Below are 14,839 nucleotides of genomic sequence, written 5' to 3'. Positions count from 1 at the left end.
ATGCAGAAAGGGGTCATTTTCACAGATGAACCCTTTAATTTTGTCGCAAAAATGCCTTACGCCTTCTTCGCTTTTTCCAGCATCGCCTTCAGGTTCGCCACCCTGCTCTGCCCGGTCTGCATCCGCTCTTCCGCGCTGACTACCTTGCGTTCGGTTTCCCAGTTCAGATCGTCCTGCGGCAGCTCCAGTAAAAAGCGGCTGGGCTCAGGACGCACCAGTTCACCGTACTGACGGCGCTCGCGGCACAGGGTGAAAGTCAGCTCTTTCTGCGCACGGGTAATGCCCACATAGGCCAGACGGCGCTCTTCCTCGACGTTATTCTCGTCGATACTGCTCTGGTGCGGCAGCAGGCCCTCTTCCATCCCCACCAGGTAAACGTAGGGGAACTCCAGCCCTTTCGACGCATGCAGGGTCATCAGCTGCACCTGATCCGTCTCTTCATCACTTTCCCCGCGCTCCATCATGTCACGCAGCGTGAAACGCGTGACCACCTGCGTCAGCGTCATCGGTTCATCAATGTCGCTGCCTTCGAGCATTTCTGTCATCCACTGGAACAGCGTGTTGACGTTCTTCATGCGCATTTCGGCGGCTTTTGGGCTGGCTGAGGTTTCGAACAGCCAGCTTTCATAATCTATCCCGCGGATCAGATCGCGCACCGCTGCCACTGGCTCACGCTCGGCCAGTACGGCAATTTCCTGCAGCCAGCTGGTGAAACGCTGCAGTGATTCCAGACCTCGCCCGGTAAGGGTTTGCCCCAGCCCCATATCAAAACTGGCGCTGAACAGGCTCTTGTTGCGCTGCAGCGCCCACTCACCCAGCTTCTGCAGCGTGGCCGGGCCAATTTCGCGCTTCGGCGTGTTAACAATGCGCATAAAGGCGCTGTCGTCATTGGCATTGGTCAGCACGCGCAGATAAGCGAGCAGATCTTTGATTTCCGGGCGGGAGAAGAACGACGTGCCGCCGGAAATACGGTAAGGGATGCGGTTCTGCATCAGCATCTTTTCAAAGACGCGCGACTGGTGATTGCCACGATAAAGGATGGCGTAATCCTTGTACTGCGTCTTGTTGATAAAGTGGTGGGCGATCAGCTCGCCGGTGACGCGCTCAGCCTCATGCTCTTCATGATTGGCCGTCACCACTTTCAACTCCGCGCCATATCCCAGCTCGGAGAACAGACGTTTTTCAAAAACGTGCGGGTTATTGGCAATCAGGATATTCGCCGCTTTCAGAATACGTTCCGAAGAACGGTAATTCTGCTCCAGCTTGATCACCTGCAGCGCCGGGAAATCTTCCTTCAGCAGTACAAGGTTTTGCGGCCGCGCGCCACGCCAGGAGTAGATGGACTGATCGTCATCACCGACGACGGTAAACCGGCCGCGTACCCCCACCAGCAACTTCACCAGCTCGTACTGGCTGGTGTTGGTATCCTGATATTCATCCACCAGCAGATAGCGGATACGCTGTTGCCAGCGCTCCCGCACCTCAAGATTCCGCTGAAACAGCAGCGTTGGCAGCAGGATCAGGTCGTCGAAGTCCAGCACATTGCAGGACTTCAGATGTTTGTCATACAGGCCGTAGCAATGGGCGAAGATCTTATCGCGCTCCGACTGTGCAGCCGCGGCGGCGCGGGAAGGATCCATCAGATCGTTTTTCCAGTTCGAGATCGTCGATATCAGCTGCTGCAGCAGATTCTTGTCGTTCTCCAGCCACTCTTCGGTCAGCTCTTTCAACAGCGCCAGCTGATCCTGATCGTCAAACAGCGAGAAGTTCGACTTCATTCCCAGCGCGGCATATTCGCGCTTGATCACTTCCAGCCCCAGCGTGTGGAAGGTTGAGATCATCAGGCCACGGGCCTCTTTGCGCCCAAGGGTCTGCGCCACACGCTCTTTCATCTCTCGCGAGGCCTTGTTGGTAAAGGTCACCGCAGCGATATGACGGGCCTGATAGCCGCACTCGCGGATCAGGTGGGCTATTTTGTTGGTGATCACGCGTGTTTTGCCCGAGCCTGCACCGGCCAGCACCAGACAGGGCCCGGTGACAAATTCGACGGCGTGTTGCTGACCAGGATTAAGACGCATAAGGGAGTCGCTCGATGAAATGACAGAGGGAAAGAAATCACAGCGTGGTAGTATAGCCAGCAGCATCCATACGACTCAAGGTACGATCATGGCAAAAACCGCAGCAGCACTCCATATCCTTGTTAAGGAAGAGAAACAGGCGCAGGACATTCTGGCTCAGCTGGAACAGGGCGCTGATTTTGAAAAGCTGGCCAAAAAGCACTCCACCTGCCCGTCAGGCAAGAAAGGCGGCCATCTGGGCGAGTTCAAGCAGGGCGCAATGGTCCCCGCTTTCGATAAAGTGGTGTTCTCCTGCCCACTTCTCGTGCCTTATGGCCCACTGCACACTCAGTTCGGTTACCACATCATTAAGGTGCTGTACCGTAACTGATCCTGAATTGCAGGCAAAAAAAAAGAGCGGATATCCGCTCTTTTTTTGTTTTCAGCGCCGGTCACCCCGGCAGCTGAGATTAGCCTGCTACCGCGATACGTTTCATATCAGTCATGTAGCCACGCAGTTTGCGGCCCACGGCTTCGATAGCATGGTTGCGGATCGCTTCGTTAACGTCGCGCAGCTGTGCGTTATCGATGGTAGTTGAACCAGCCGTCGCTTTGCCCAGATCGCCAGCCTGCAGCGTGGTCATAAACTCTTTCAGCAGCGGCACCGCCGCATAAGAGAACAGGTAATTACCGTATTCTGCGGTATCAGAGATAACCACGTTCATTTCGTACAGACGCTTACGGGCAATGGTATTAGCAATCAGCGGCAGTTCGTGCAGTGATTCGTAATAGGCAGACTCTTCGATGATACCGGCCGCCACCATGGTTTCAAACGCCAGCTCAACGCCCGCTTTCACCATTGCGATCATCACCACGCCTTCATCAAAGTAATCCTGCTCGGCAATTTTGCCTTCGAACTGCGGTGCAGTTTCGAATGCGGTTTTACCTGTCTCTTCACGCCAGCCCAGCAGTTTCTTGTCGTCGTTCGCCCAGTCAGCCATCATGCCGGAAGAGAATTCACCGGAGATGATGTCATCCATGTGCTTCTGGAACAGCGGTGCCATGATGGTTTTCAGCTGCTCAGACAGCGCAAATGCACGAACTTTGGCCGGGTTGGAGAGGCGGTCCATCATCAGGGTGATACCCCCCTGCTTCAGCGCTTCGGTCACGGTTTCCCAGCCGAACTGGATCAGTTTTTCAGCGTAGGCCGGGTCGGTACCGTCAGCCACCAGCTTGTCGAAGCACAGCAGAGAACCCGCCTGCAGCATACCGCACAGGATGGTCTGCTCGCCCATCAGGTCAGACTTCACTTCGGCGACGAAAGAAGATTCCAGCACGCCCGCACGGTGACCGCCGGTGGCTGCTGCCCAAGCCTTGGCAATCGCCATGCCTTCACCTTTTGGATCGTTTTCCGGGTGAACCGCGATCAGCGTTGGCACACCGAAACCACGTTTGTACTCTTCACGAACTTCTGTACCCGGGCACTTCGGTGCGACCATCACAACAGTAATGTCTTTACGAACCTGCTCACCCACTTCAACAATGTTGAAGCCGTGCGAGTAACCCAGCGCTGCGCCGTCTTTCATCAGCGGCTGCACTGCCTGAACCACAGAAGTATGCTGCTTGTCCGGAGTCAGGTTGACCACCAGGTCAGCCTGCGGGATCAGTTCTTCGTAGGTGCCCACTTTGAAACCGTTTTCGGTCGCTTTACGCCAGGAAGCACGTTTCTCGGCAATCGCTTCAGCACGCAGGGCATAGGCGATATCCAGACCGGAATCACGCATGTTCAGACCCTGGTTCAGACCCTGAGCACCACAACCCACGATGACGACTTTTTTACCTTTCAGGTAGCTCGCTTCATCAGCAAATTCATCACGCGCCATAAAGCGACATTTACCTAATTGCGCTAACTGGTTGCGCAGGTTCAAAGTATTGAAATAGTTAGCCATGGGTACTCCGTATAGGGTTGTGTTTATCTTTTATTAGTTGGTGATACCGTCTAGCGGCTCACCCTGAATAATCCCTATCATATGACAGGAAATGCATTGCTTAAATTGATATATTAACAACGTGACATTGCAAGAACTGCAACGCTAAAATGAGGCCTCCGGCGTATGGATTTACGAGATTTGAAACTGTTTCTGCACCTGGCCGAGAGCCGGCATTTTGGCCGCAGCGCCCGGGCGATGCACGTCAGTCCCTCCACCCTGTCGCGGCAAATCCAGCGCATGGAAGAAGACTTGGGTCAGACTCTGTTCCTGCGGGATAACCGCACCGTCACGCTGACGGATGCCGGAGAGCAGCTGCGCCAGTTTGCCCAGCAGACTCTGCTGCAGTATCAGCAACTGCGCCATTCCATCGGCCAGAATGGCCCTTCACTCAGCGGCGAACTGAGGCTGTTCTGCTCGGTCACCGCGGCGTACAGTCATCTGCCGCCGATCCTGGACCGTTTTCGTGCCGAACATCCGCTGGTTGAAATCAAACTCAACACCGGCGACGCCGCCGATGCGGTGGAGAAAGTGCAAAGCGCCGAGGCTGATATCGCCATTGCCGGGCGGCCAGAAACGCTGCCGGGCAGTATTGGTTTTACGCCTCTGGGACTGATTCCGCTAGTGCTGATTGCCCCGGCTTTGCCCTGCCCGGTGCGCAGCCAGGCGACCCAGCCGGAGCCTGACTGGTCACAAATTCCGTTTATCCTGCCGGATCAGGGGCCTGCCCGCCAGCGCATTGATTTGTGGTTCCGCCGCCGTCGCATTCCCAACCCGCTGATCTATGCCACCGTTGCCGGGCATGAGGCGATTGTCTCGATGGTGGCGCTGGGATGCGGCATAGCACTCCTGCCGGATGTGGTGCTGGAAAACAGCCCGGAGCCGGTACGTAACCGTATTCTTGAGCTGGACAGCGTCGAGATGGTGGCACCGTTCGAGCTTGGCGTTTGCGTACAAAAAAAGCGGCTCAATGAGCCGCTTATCGATGCATTCTGGAGCCTGTTGTAACTAGCCCGCGAGGAAGAAGCTGAACGCCGGGTTATGGGTTTCGTCATGGAAATCATAGCCCAGCGCCTGAAGATGCTCTTCAAACTGCGGCTCGTTATCCCCAAGTTCAAAACCGGCCAGCACGCGACCGTAATCGGTGCCGTGACTGCGGTAGTGGAACAGAGAAATATTCCAGTGAGTGCCCAGAGTTTGCAGGAAACGCAGCAGTGCGCCCGGCGCTTCAGGGAACTCAAAGCTGAACAACCGCTCGCGCAGCGGTTTTGAGGGGCGACCGCCGACCATGTAGCGTACGTGCAGCTTCGCCATTTCATCGTCGGAGAGATCAACCACCTTGTAGCCGCCTTCATCCAGCAGTTGCAGGATCTCGCTCCGCTCTTCCAGCCCCCGCGTCAGCCGCACACCGACAAAAATACAGGCGTTGTCGGCATTGGCATAACGGTAGTTGAATTCGGTAACCGATCGGCCGCCAAGCAGCTGACAGAACTTCAGGAAGCTGCCCTTCTGCTCAGGAATGGTGACGGCCAGCAGGGCTTCCCGCTGTTCACCCAGCTCGCAACGCTCCGAGACGTAGCGCAGACCGTGGAAGTTGACATTGGCACCCGACAGCACGTGCGCAAGACGCTCGCCCTTGATCTGATGCTGCTGGATATACTTCTTCATCCCGGCCAGCGCCAGTGCGCCAGAGGGTTCAGCCACGGCGCGCACATCCTCGAACAGATCCTTCATCGCCGCACAAATTGAATCGCTGTCCACGGTGATAATGTCATCGAGATACTCCTGGCAAAGACGGAAAGTTTCACTGCCGATACGCTTCACCGCTACCCCTTCGGCAAACAGCCCGACACGAGGTAGATCAACCGGATGACCGGCATCCAGCGCGGCTTTCAGGCAGGCAGAATCTTCCGCTTCCACCGCAATCACTTTGATCTGCGGCATCAGCTGCTTGATCAGTACGGCCACGCCCGCAGCCAGACCGCCCCCACCAACGGGTACGAATACCCGGTCAATGTGCGCATCCTGTTGCAGCAGCTCCATCGCCAGCGTGCCCTGCCCGGCAATCACCATCGGATGATCGAAAGGCGGCACGAAGGTATAGCCCTGCTGCTCAGCCAGCTCCTGCGCTTTGCCCTTAGCCTCGTCAAAGTTTGCCCCGAACAGGAAAGCCTCACCGCCAAATGCCCGCACCGCATCCACTTTGATATCGGCGGTTGCAACCGGCATCACGATCAGGGACTTAATCCCTAATTTTGTTGCCGACAGGGCCACGCCCTGAGCATGGTTGCCCGCAGAAGCGGTAACCACTCCCCGGGCTTTCTGCTCTTCGGTCAGCGTGGCAATCATCGCGTAAGCCCCGCGCAGCTTGAAGCTGTGCACGGGCTGACGATCTTCACGCTTCACCAGAATGGTGTTGCCCAGACGGGAAGAGATCTTCTCCATCTTCTGCAACGGGGTGACCTGCGCCACTTCGTACACCGGCGAGCGGAGAACCGCCCTCAGATACTCCGCGCCGCAAGGCTCGGCGGGTAGCGGTTGAGACTCAGCCATGTTTGTTAGCCTCCCAGCTTACTCTTGTCACGCACCGCACCTTTGTCTGCGCTGGTTGCCAGTAAGGCATAAGCACGCAGGGCAAAGGAGACCTGACGCTCACGGCCATGAGGAGTATAAGCCGCTTCACCGCGAGCCTCTTCCTCTTCACGACGGGCGTGCAGTTCGTTGTCCGGCACATCCAGTTTGATGCCACGGTGAGGAATATCGATATCGATCATGTCGCCATCTTTTACCAGCGCGATGGTGCCACCGCTGGCCGCTTCCGGAGAAGCATGGCCGATAGACAGGCCGGAAGTGCCGCCGGAGAAACGACCATCGGTGATCAGCGCACAGCTTTTGCCGAGGCCCATCGACTTCAGGTAGGTGGTCGGGTAGAGCATTTCCTGCATGCCTGGCCCGCCTTTTGGCCCTTCGTAGCGGATCACCACCACGTCACCGGCAACCACTTTACCCCCCAGAATAGCGGCAACCGCATCATCCTGGCTTTCGTAGACTTTGGCCGGACCACGGAAGGTCAGACTCTCTTTATCCACGCCTGCGGTCTTAACGATACAGCCGTCTTCGGCCATGTTGCCGTACAGCACGGCCAGGCCACCGTCCTGACTGAAGGCGAATTCGCGGGAACGAATACAGCCTTCTTTACGGTCATCATCCAGCGTGTCCCAGCGCGTATGCTGAGAGAATGCCTGAGTGGTTCGGATACCTGCCGGACCGGCGCGGAACATTTTCTTCACCGCTTCATCTTTGGTCAGCATGATATCGTAGCTGTCCAGCGTCTCCTGCAGGCTCAGGCCCAGCACGTTTCTGACGCTCAGATCCATCAGGCCCGCACGGCTCAGCTCGCCGAGGATGCCAATCACGCCACCGGCACGGTGAACATCTTCCATATGATATTTCTGGGTGCTTGGCGCCACTTTACACAGGTGTGGAACCTTGCGGGACAGACGGTCGATATCGGAGATGTTGAAGTCGATTTCGCCCTCCTGCGCGGCAGCCAGCAGGTGCAGAACGGTATTGGTTGAGCCGCCCATCGCAATATCCAGCGTCATGGCGTTCTCAAAAGCGGATTTGTTGGCGATGCTGCGTGGCAGCACGCTTTCATCGTTCTGCTCGTAATAGCGCTTCGCCAGACCGACGATACGCTTACCGGCATTCAGGAACAGGTCTTTACGGTCAGCGTGAGTCGCCAGCAGCGAGCCGTTGCCCGGCTGAGACAGGCCCAGGGCTTCGGTCAGACAGTTCATGGAGTTAGCGGTGAACATCCCGGAGCAGGAACCGCAGGTCGGGCAGGCTGAACGTTCAATCTGCTCGCTGTCCGCATCGCTGACGTTCGGGTTGGCCCCCTGGATCATCGCATCAACCAGATCCAGCTTGATGATTTTGTCGGAGAGCTTGGTTTTACCGGCTTCCATCGGGCCGCCGGAAACGAAGATCACCGGAATATTCAGGCGCAGGGAAGCCATCAGCATTCCCGGGGTGATTTTGTCGCAGTTAGAGATACACACCATGGCATCGGCGCAGTGCGCGTTAACCATGTACTCCACGGAATCGGCGATTAATTCGCGGGAAGGCAGGGAGTAAAGCATGCCGCCATGTCCCATCGCGATGCCATCGTCCACGGCAATGGTGTTGAACTCTTTAGCCACGCCGCCGGAAGCTTCAATCTGCTCAGCGACCAGTTTACCCAAATCGCGCAGGTGTACGTGACCCGGCACGAACTGTGTGAAGGAGTTAACCACGGCGATAATTGGTTTACCGAAGTCGTCATCGGTCATTCCGGTGGCGCGCCACAGGGCACGGGCACCAGCCATATTACGGCCATGAGTGGTGGTGGCGGAACGGTACTTAGGCATGCTCATACTCCAGAATCAGATAGTGCACGGGCGTCATCTGACGCCCGTGAAATGTAATTATTATGGGTTAACCGGATCCAGCCAGCCCCATTTGTCTTCGGTCTCACCAGTGAACAGGCCGAAGAATGCAGACTGAATACGACCGGTGACCGGGCCGCGTTTACCTTCACCAACCTGGATGCCGTCAACGCTGCGAACCGGGGTAATTTCAGCTGCGGTGCCGGACATAAAGACTTCGTCAGCCAGATACAGGGATTCACGGGACAGCACCTGTTCGCGAACTTCGATGCCCATGTCTTTCGCGAGCTTGATGATTGCATCACGGGTGATGCCCGGCAGCGCGGAAGAGGTGAATGGCGGGGTGAACAGGATGCCGTCTTTTACTTCAAACAGGTTTTCGCCTGCGCCTTCAGAGATATAGCCCTGAGTATCCAGCGCGATACCTTCCTGATAGCCGTGGCGGCGTGCTTCGCTACCGACCAGCAGAGATGAGAGGTAGTTACCACCGGCTTTAGCGGCAGTTGGCAGGGTGTTTGGTGCCACGCGGTTCCATGAGGAAACCATCGCATCGATGCCCTGCTCCAGCGCTTCAGCACCCAGGTAAGCTCCCCACGGGAAAGCAGCAATGATCACATCAGTGTCGTAGCCGTCCGGTGGGTTAACACCCAGGCCAACATCACCAACAAAGACCAGTGGGCGAATATAGGCGCTTTTCAGTTTGTTCACGCGCAGAACTTCGCGGCAGGCTTCCATCAGCTCGTCAACGCTCAGAGCGACCGGGAAACGATAGATTTTTGCAGAATCGCGCAGGCGCTGCATATGTTCACGATGGCGGAAGACTACCGGGCCCTTGTGCGAGTCGTAGCAGCGGACGCCTTCGAAGACAGACGTACCGTAGTGCAGTGCATGGGACATCACGCTGACCTTCGCGTCTTCCCACTTAACCATCTCGCCATTGAACCAGATAAAGTCAGCTTTCTTCGTCATTCTAATTTCCTTTCGCGCTCAGGCGCGGTTGTGTTGTCTGTTGTTGGATCTGGACGCACGCGACATCCATCAGCTTGCTAAGTTGTGTTGACAGTAAATCGACTGAGCGCTGGCTGGCAACGGTCATTTCAATATTAATATTGTCGGTATTGCCGCCCGACGCCATATTCATCGCACACACCTGGAAACCACGGTGACGAACTACGCGCAAAATGCGCTCCAGTATTTCGGGCCGAAAGCGCGCTTCGATAGACAATTGATGCTGCATCATGAGGTTTTCTCCATCATATTTTCGTTGCTGGCACCTGGCGGTACCAGTGGCCAGACGTTCTCATGCTCGTCAATGGCGACGTGGAGCATGTACGGCCCTTTACTGTGCAGCAAAGCGTCTAATGCAGCGTCGACCTGGTCTTTACGGGTGATACGCAGGCCAGGGATATCAAAAGCGCTGGCAAGCGTGAGGAAATCGGGATTGTCGGACAGATTGGTTTCACTGTAGCGTTCGGAGAAGAACAGCTCCTGCCACTGACGAACCATGCCTAAGCGCTGGTTGTCCAGCAGGACAATTTTCACCGGCAGTTGTTTGCGCTTGATGGTGCCCAGTTCCTGCACGTTCATCATGAAGGAACCGTCGCCCGAAACGCAAATCACCATGTCGTCAGGGCGGGCAACCTGAGCGCCTACCGCCGCTGGCAGTCCAAAGCCCATGGTGCCGAGACCGCTGGAAGTAATGAAGTTTTCCGGACGGGTGAAGCTCATATGTTGAGCAGACCACATCTGGTGTTGGCCCACGTCGGTGGTCACAATAGCACTGGCAGGTTTGCGGTCAGAAAGTTGTTTGAGGAAAAGAGGAGCGTAAATTGCCTCACCCGGATGGTCATAACGCCAGCCGTGTTCCGCTTTCAACGCCTGAACGTGTTCGCGCCATGCGGCGATATTCACTGGCTGATACAAGTCCGGCAGCAATTTGTTGAGATCGCCGCGCAACGCTACATGGGCCTGACGCAGCTTATTCAGCTCTGCCGGATCGATATCCATATGGATAACGCTGGCATTCGGTGCGAAGGCATTGAGCTTGCCGGTTACGCGGTCGTCGAACCGCGCACCCACGGCGATCAACAGGTCGCATTGTTGAACAGCGAAGTTTGCCGCCTTGGTGCCGTGCATTCCCAGCATTCCCAGGTAGCAGCCATCCTGCACATCCGGCGTACCCAACCCTTTCAGAGTGGCAACTACAGGAATGCCGGTTTCTTTGGCGAAGGCGCGCAGAGCATCCCCGGCGTTTGCCATGCCAACACCGCCACCCACGTACAGAATCGGTTTTTGCGCCTGAGCCAGCATCGCCCGGGCCTGCTGCAGCTCATGAACAGGATGCTCATCCTCGTCCTCAACCGGCATCAGATGTGCGGTGAGTTCGCCAGAGGCCAGCTGAATATCTTTCGGAATATCAATCAGTACCGGGCCAGGGCGACCGGATTGGGCAATCGCGAAGGCTTCAGCCATTACTGCTGGCAGCTCTTCCAGCGACTCCACGAGGAAACTGTGCTTGGTACAAGCCAGAGACAAACCCAGGACATCAATTTCCTGAAAGGCATCAGTACCGATCAACCCGCCAGCAACCTGACCTGTGATCGCAACCACCGGAACAGAGTCCAGCAACGCATCAGCGAGGCCGGTGATCAGGTTGGTGGCCCCGGGGCCGGAAGTGGCGATGCAGACGCCCACTTTGCCGGTGGAACGGGCATAACCGATGGCAGCCATAGCAGCACCCTGCTCATGACGGCACAGTAGGTGCTCGACGCCGCCATCATAGAGCGCGTCATAGACGGGCATAATGGCTCCACCCGGATAGCCGAAAACAGTTTCGACACCCTGTACCCGCAACGCCTGAACCACCCACTGAGCACCATTCATAGTTATTTCCCCGTATCTCGTTGGGAACAACAGCATTTTATTCTACTGTTCATCTTCTGTTCCTCTGTCGTTGAACCTTGCAAAAAAAAACCCCCGGACCTTTCGGTGCGGGGGTTCTTCTGAATTCAGGCTTGATTTTTAAGCCTTTCTTCCTCCGAGCGTAGCCCCGCACGGCGTGATAATAATCACGACGACGCTAATGACGACCAGGCTTAGGACTCGTAGAAGGGCTTTCATTTGGATTCGATAATTTCACTTGTTCGAAGTAATGCCTACAGAGTTATCACAGTTAGCTTCTGAAGTTCAACTTTTTTCATCATTTTATTTTATGGCTGCTGTTGAAAAATCCAGAAAAACAAAGGTTATTCAGGGAATAAGGAAAATATTGAAATATATTCATTACTCACCTCACGTAACAAGTCTCAGCCAGAGAAGAATTTTAACTCTTTGCGTGCCTCCCCGACAATTTCAGGAAACCTCTGTCGGCCAGAGCAGATTTCCGGGGATAAACTGGGGCAATATGAATTCGTGGGGGAGCTGGCACTGACGGGGGCTGTACGGGGCGTACAGGGCGCTATTCCTGCAGCAATGGCCGCTATTGCAGCCAGCCGCCAGCTGATCCTTTCAACGGACAATTTGTCTGAGGCCGGGTTGATCCGTCACGGTACCAGTCTGCTCAGTGACAATCTGCTGGAGGTCTGCGCTTTTCTTAATGGCCAGGCAGAACTTGAGATCGCCCATTGCGAACACCAGCAGTTGCCACCTTTACTGGGGGACTTAAATGAAATCATTGGGCAACAACAGGCTAAAAGAGCGTTAGAAATTACCGCTGCCGGTGGACATAACCTGCTGCTGATAGGACCACCGGGAACCGGAAAAACCATGCTGGCCAGCAGGCTTCCCGGGCTGATGCCACCTTTAAGCGATCGTGAGGCTCTGGAGAGCGCCGCGATTTCCAGTCTGGTCAGCGGCGGGGTGATGCGCCGTCAGTGGCGTCAGCGCCCTTTCAGAGCGCCTCATCACACGTCATCCCGCTATGCACTGGTTGGGGGTGGCTCATTGCCTAAACCCGGCGAAATCTCCCTGGCACACAACGGCATCCTTTTCCTGGATGAATTGCCGGAGTTTGAGCGTAAGACGCTGGATGCACTACGGGAACCCATCGAATCAGGGGCAATCTGCCTCTCCAGAGCGCGTGCAAAAGTCATCTATCCTGCTCACTTCCAGCTGGTTGCAGCGATGAATCCCAGCCCGACCGGACACCACAGCGGTACCCATAATCGCAGCACGCCCCAGCAGACACTGCGCTATCTCAGCCGCCTTTCCGGACCGTTTCTGGATCGTTTTGATCTGTCACTGGAAGTGCCTTTGTTACCCTCAGGCACTCTGAGCAGCAAACCACCTGCCAGTGAATCAAGCGAGGTCGTTCGCCAGCGCGTGCTGATTGCCCGTGAGCGCCAGCTTGCCCGCGCCGGGATCATTAACGAAGCAATGGGACCGAATGAGATACAGCGTGCCTGCAGGATTGAGCAAGGAGATGCCTGCTGGCTGGAAGGGGTCTTAAATCAGCTGGGGCTGTCCGTACGCGCCTGGCAGCGTATTCTGAAGGTGGCGCGAACGATTGCCGATTTGGCAGGGGAAGAGAGTCTTCAGCGGCAGCATTTGAACGAAGCGCTGAGCTACCGGGCGATCGACAGGCTGCTCATTCATCTGCAAAAAAGTTTGGGGTAGTGTGGGCATCTGCGAAAAAGTCAGAGGCAATGCCATTTGCGACAAGCGAGAGGAAAATGGAGGTTTGCCAGGTGTCAAGGGGTAAAAAAACAGCCATGAATAAAGGGGCCTGAGCCCCCTTTATTCTTAATCGTCGCTGTCCGAATAGTCTTCCACCCCTTCCATCTGCGGCTTCCCGCCAGACAGAGTGTGAAAACGCTTGGGACGCTTAATGCGCGTCATGTATTTTGACCAGACCCGTTCTGCTTCAGTCAGCGGTTCGCGGATCCCACGGCACACTTCAATAAACAGACGCTCTTCTTCAGTCACAGGCTCACGCTTTGCCAGATCCAACTCGTTAAAAGCGTAACCATAACGCTCAAGAAGTTGGGCTTCTTTGATGGTGAAATCACCGTGACGGGAGAACCCGCGTGGGTAATGTTTGTTATCAAAAAAACGATTCGTTGTTGCGAAGCTTTCCGCCATTTTACACGCTCCTAACTCTTTTATGGCCGTGCTATTTATGGCGCGGAGTATTAGATACGCTTGACAGAGTGTAAAACAAAACATTTAAATCATAACGACAAATGTTTTTTAGGAGATGGATGTGGATACGGAATTACTGAAGACCTTTCTTGAAGTGAGCAGAACACGCCACTTTGGCCGTGCCGCTGAAGCGCTCTATCTCACACAATCTGCCGTCAGTTTTCGCATCAGGCAGCTTGAAAATCAGCTGGGAGTGAATCTCTTTACCCGGCACCGTAACAATATCAGACTGACCTCAGCCGGTGAACGTCTGCTGCCGTATGCCGAGAGCCTGATGAGTACGTGGATGATGGCGAAGAAGGAAGTGTCGCACACCCAGCAGCATCATGAGCTGTCTATCGGGGCCAGTGCATCGCTTTGGGAGGCCTACCTGACGCCCTGGCTACAGACGCTCTATGAGAACCGGGAGAGCCTGCATCTGGAGGCAAGAGTGGCACAGCGCCACCTGCTGGTGAAGCAGCTGCATGAACGTCAGCTCGATCTGCTGATCACCACTGAAGCACCCAAAATGGATGAGCTGACCAGCCAGCAGATTGGTCATATTTCTCTGACGCTGTTTCGTTCGCGAAAATCGGAGAAACGCGAGAAATATGAATACATTAAGCTGGAATGGGGAGCGGATTTCCATCAACACGAAAGCTATCTGGCCGGAGCGGATGATGTCCCGGTGCTGACGACGACCTCGGCTCATCTGACCCGGCAGCTGTTACATACTACCGGTGCCTGTGCTTTTCTGCCGGATATCTGGCACAACGATTATCCGGACCTGACTGTGATCCCGGACACGCCTGTTGCTGTACGTCCACTTTACGCTGTCTGGTTGCAAAACAGCGATCAGCAGACACATATCCGTCAGTTGCTCAAATTCCCGGTTAATACTCAGTAGTATTCCGGCTGGCGAAGGAAAATGGTCAGTTTACTGGCCATTTTTTTCGCCTGCAGAGCGGTAAAAAGGGATTATCAGACCTGAATGGCAGTAAAGAGGAGGCAAATCAGCCTTTTTCAGGACAAATTATCCGTTTTGAAGACAAAAAAAATCCTTTGCCGAAGCAAAGGATTGATTTTATTTGGCAGGGGCGGAGAGACTCGAACTCCCAACACCCGGTTTTGGAGACCGGTGCTCTACCAATTGAACTACGCCCCTAAAAGGGTGGCGGAACGGACGGGGCTCGAACCCGCGACCCCCTGCGTGACAGGCAGGTATTCTAACCAACTGAACTACCGCTCC

General features: G+C 55.4%; 12 protein-coding genes, 2 tRNA genes and 1 pseudogene. 4 read left to right on the top strand and 11 right to left on the bottom strand.

The window, feature by feature from the left end; genetic code table 11:
* Positions 1-56: 56 nt before the first annotated feature.
* On the bottom strand, positions 57-2,078 hold the full coding sequence (gene rep / locus AC3Y5R_RS23065) for a DNA helicase Rep (RefSeq protein WP_489923273.1): 2,022 nt from the start codon (positions 2,076-2,078) through the stop codon (positions 57-59).
* A gap of 88 nt (positions 2,079-2,166) precedes the next feature.
* On the opposite strand from rep, the gene ppiC reads away from it, so the two are divergent.
* Complete coding sequence (ppiC, locus tag AC3Y5R_RS23060) at positions 2,167-2,448, top strand: peptidylprolyl isomerase PpiC (protein WP_034898163.1); 282 nt, start codon at positions 2,167-2,169, stop codon at positions 2,446-2,448.
* Between the two features lie 79 nt (positions 2,449-2,527).
* Here ppiC and ilvC read toward each other — a convergent pair whose 3' ends face one another.
* Positions 2,528-4,006 carry a ketol-acid reductoisomerase gene (gene ilvC, locus AC3Y5R_RS23055; protein WP_489923272.1) on the bottom strand — a complete coding sequence of 493 codons (1,479 nt, stop codon included), beginning with the start codon at positions 4,004-4,006 and terminating at the stop codon, positions 2,528-2,530.
* A 165-nt stretch (positions 4,007-4,171) separates the two neighbouring features.
* On the opposite strand from ilvC, the gene ilvY reads away from it, so the two are divergent.
* Complete coding sequence (ilvY, locus tag AC3Y5R_RS23050; RefSeq protein WP_158784311.1) at positions 4,172-5,053, top strand: HTH-type transcriptional activator IlvY; 882 nt, start codon at positions 4,172-4,174, stop codon at positions 5,051-5,053.
* On the opposite strand, the gene ilvA is transcribed toward ilvY, so the two are convergent.
* The 6 genes from ilvA to ilvL form a co-directional block, all read right to left on the bottom strand.
* Entirely contained in the window at positions 5,054-6,598 is a 1,545-nt protein-coding gene (gene ilvA / locus AC3Y5R_RS23045) for a threonine ammonia-lyase, biosynthetic (RefSeq protein ID WP_489923271.1), read from the bottom strand.
* Positions 6,599-6,603: 5 nt separating this feature from the next.
* Positions 6,604-8,454 carry a dihydroxy-acid dehydratase gene (ilvD, locus tag AC3Y5R_RS23040; protein WP_489923270.1) on the bottom strand — a complete coding sequence of 617 codons (1,851 nt, stop codon included), beginning with the start codon at positions 8,452-8,454 and terminating at the stop codon, positions 6,604-6,606.
* A gap of 60 nt (positions 8,455-8,514) precedes the next feature.
* Positions 8,515-9,441, bottom strand: a complete 927-nt coding sequence (locus AC3Y5R_RS23035; protein ID WP_158784308.1) for a branched-chain amino acid transaminase — start codon at positions 9,439-9,441, stop codon at positions 8,515-8,517.
* Position 9,442: 1 nt separating this feature from the next.
* A complete protein-coding gene (ilvM, locus tag AC3Y5R_RS23030; protein ID WP_489923269.1) occupies positions 9,443-9,712 on the bottom strand; it encodes an acetolactate synthase 2 small subunit in 270 nt (89 codons plus the stop codon).
* Entirely contained in the window at positions 9,709-11,355 is a 1,647-nt protein-coding gene (ilvG, locus tag AC3Y5R_RS23025) for an acetolactate synthase 2 catalytic subunit (protein ID WP_489923268.1), read from the bottom strand. Before ilvG ends, ilvM begins: the two co-directional genes overlap by 4 nt.
* Before the next feature lie 138 nt (positions 11,356-11,493).
* Positions 11,494-11,592 carry an ilv operon leader peptide gene (ilvL, locus tag AC3Y5R_RS23020; RefSeq protein ID WP_158784305.1) on the bottom strand — a complete coding sequence of 33 codons (99 nt, stop codon included), beginning with the start codon at positions 11,590-11,592 and terminating at the stop codon, positions 11,494-11,496.
* 240 nt (positions 11,593-11,832) lie between these two features.
* On the opposite strand from ilvL, the pseudogene AC3Y5R_RS23015 reads away from it, so the two are divergent.
* Positions 11,833-13,086, top strand: a pseudogene (locus AC3Y5R_RS23015) (YifB family Mg chelatase-like AAA ATPase); the annotation flags it as partial.
* Positions 13,087-13,212: 126 nt separating this feature from the next.
* On the opposite strand, the gene AC3Y5R_RS23010 reads toward AC3Y5R_RS23015, so the two are convergent.
* The gene (locus tag AC3Y5R_RS23010; protein ID WP_489923267.1) at positions 13,213-13,551 is read right to left on the bottom strand and encodes a MaoP family protein; all 339 of its coding nucleotides are present in this window, start codon (positions 13,549-13,551) and stop codon (positions 13,213-13,215) included.
* A 121-nt stretch (positions 13,552-13,672) separates the two neighbouring features.
* Between AC3Y5R_RS23010 and hdfR the strand changes: the two genes are divergently transcribed.
* Positions 13,673-14,497 (top strand): HTH-type transcriptional regulator HdfR, encoded by an 825-nt coding sequence (gene hdfR / locus AC3Y5R_RS23005; protein ID WP_489923266.1) that lies wholly within the window; start codon positions 13,673-13,675, stop codon positions 14,495-14,497.
* A 182-nt stretch (positions 14,498-14,679) separates the two neighbouring features.
* On the opposite strand, the gene AC3Y5R_RS23000 is transcribed toward hdfR, so the two are convergent.
* Positions 14,680-14,755: transfer RNA gene (locus AC3Y5R_RS23000), tRNA-Trp, on the bottom strand.
* Positions 14,756-14,762: 7 nt separating this feature from the next.
* Positions 14,763-14,839, bottom strand: a tRNA-Asp gene (locus AC3Y5R_RS22995).

The organism is Erwinia sp. 009765445 (genome assembly GCF_058137865.1).
This window is presented reverse-complemented; position numbering and strand designations above follow the sequence as displayed.

Coding starts and splice junctions, on each gene's coding strand:
- ilvG (WP_489923268.1), bottom strand. CDS start 11,355: ATGAATGGTGCTCAGTGGGTGGTTCAGGCGTTGCGGGTACAGGGTGTC.
- ilvY (WP_158784311.1), top strand. CDS start 4,172: ATGGATTTACGAGATTTGAAACTGTTTCTGCACCTGGCCGAGAGCCGG.
- AC3Y5R_RS23010 (WP_489923267.1), bottom strand. CDS start 13,551: ATGGCGGAAAGCTTCGCAACAACGAATCGTTTTTTTGATAACAAACAT.
- ilvM (WP_489923269.1), bottom strand. CDS start 9,712: ATGATGCAGCATCAATTGTCTATCGAAGCGCGCTTTCGGCCCGAAATA.
- AC3Y5R_RS23035 (WP_158784308.1), bottom strand. CDS start 9,441: ATGACGAAGAAAGCTGACTTTATCTGGTTCAATGGCGAGATGGTTAAG.
- rep (WP_489923273.1), bottom strand. CDS start 2,078: ATGCGTCTTAATCCTGGTCAGCAACACGCCGTCGAATTTGTCACCGGG.
- ilvC (WP_489923272.1), bottom strand. CDS start 4,006: ATGGCTAACTATTTCAATACTTTGAACCTGCGCAACCAGTTAGCGCAA.
- ilvL (WP_158784305.1), bottom strand. CDS start 11,592: ATGAAAGCCCTTCTACGAGTCCTAAGCCTGGTCGTCATTAGCGTCGTC.
- ppiC (WP_034898163.1), top strand. CDS start 2,167: ATGGCAAAAACCGCAGCAGCACTCCATATCCTTGTTAAGGAAGAGAAA.
- ilvD (WP_489923270.1), bottom strand. CDS start 8,454: ATGCCTAAGTACCGTTCCGCCACCACCACTCATGGCCGTAATATGGCT.
- ilvA (WP_489923271.1), bottom strand. CDS start 6,598: ATGGCTGAGTCTCAACCGCTACCCGCCGAGCCTTGCGGCGCGGAGTAT.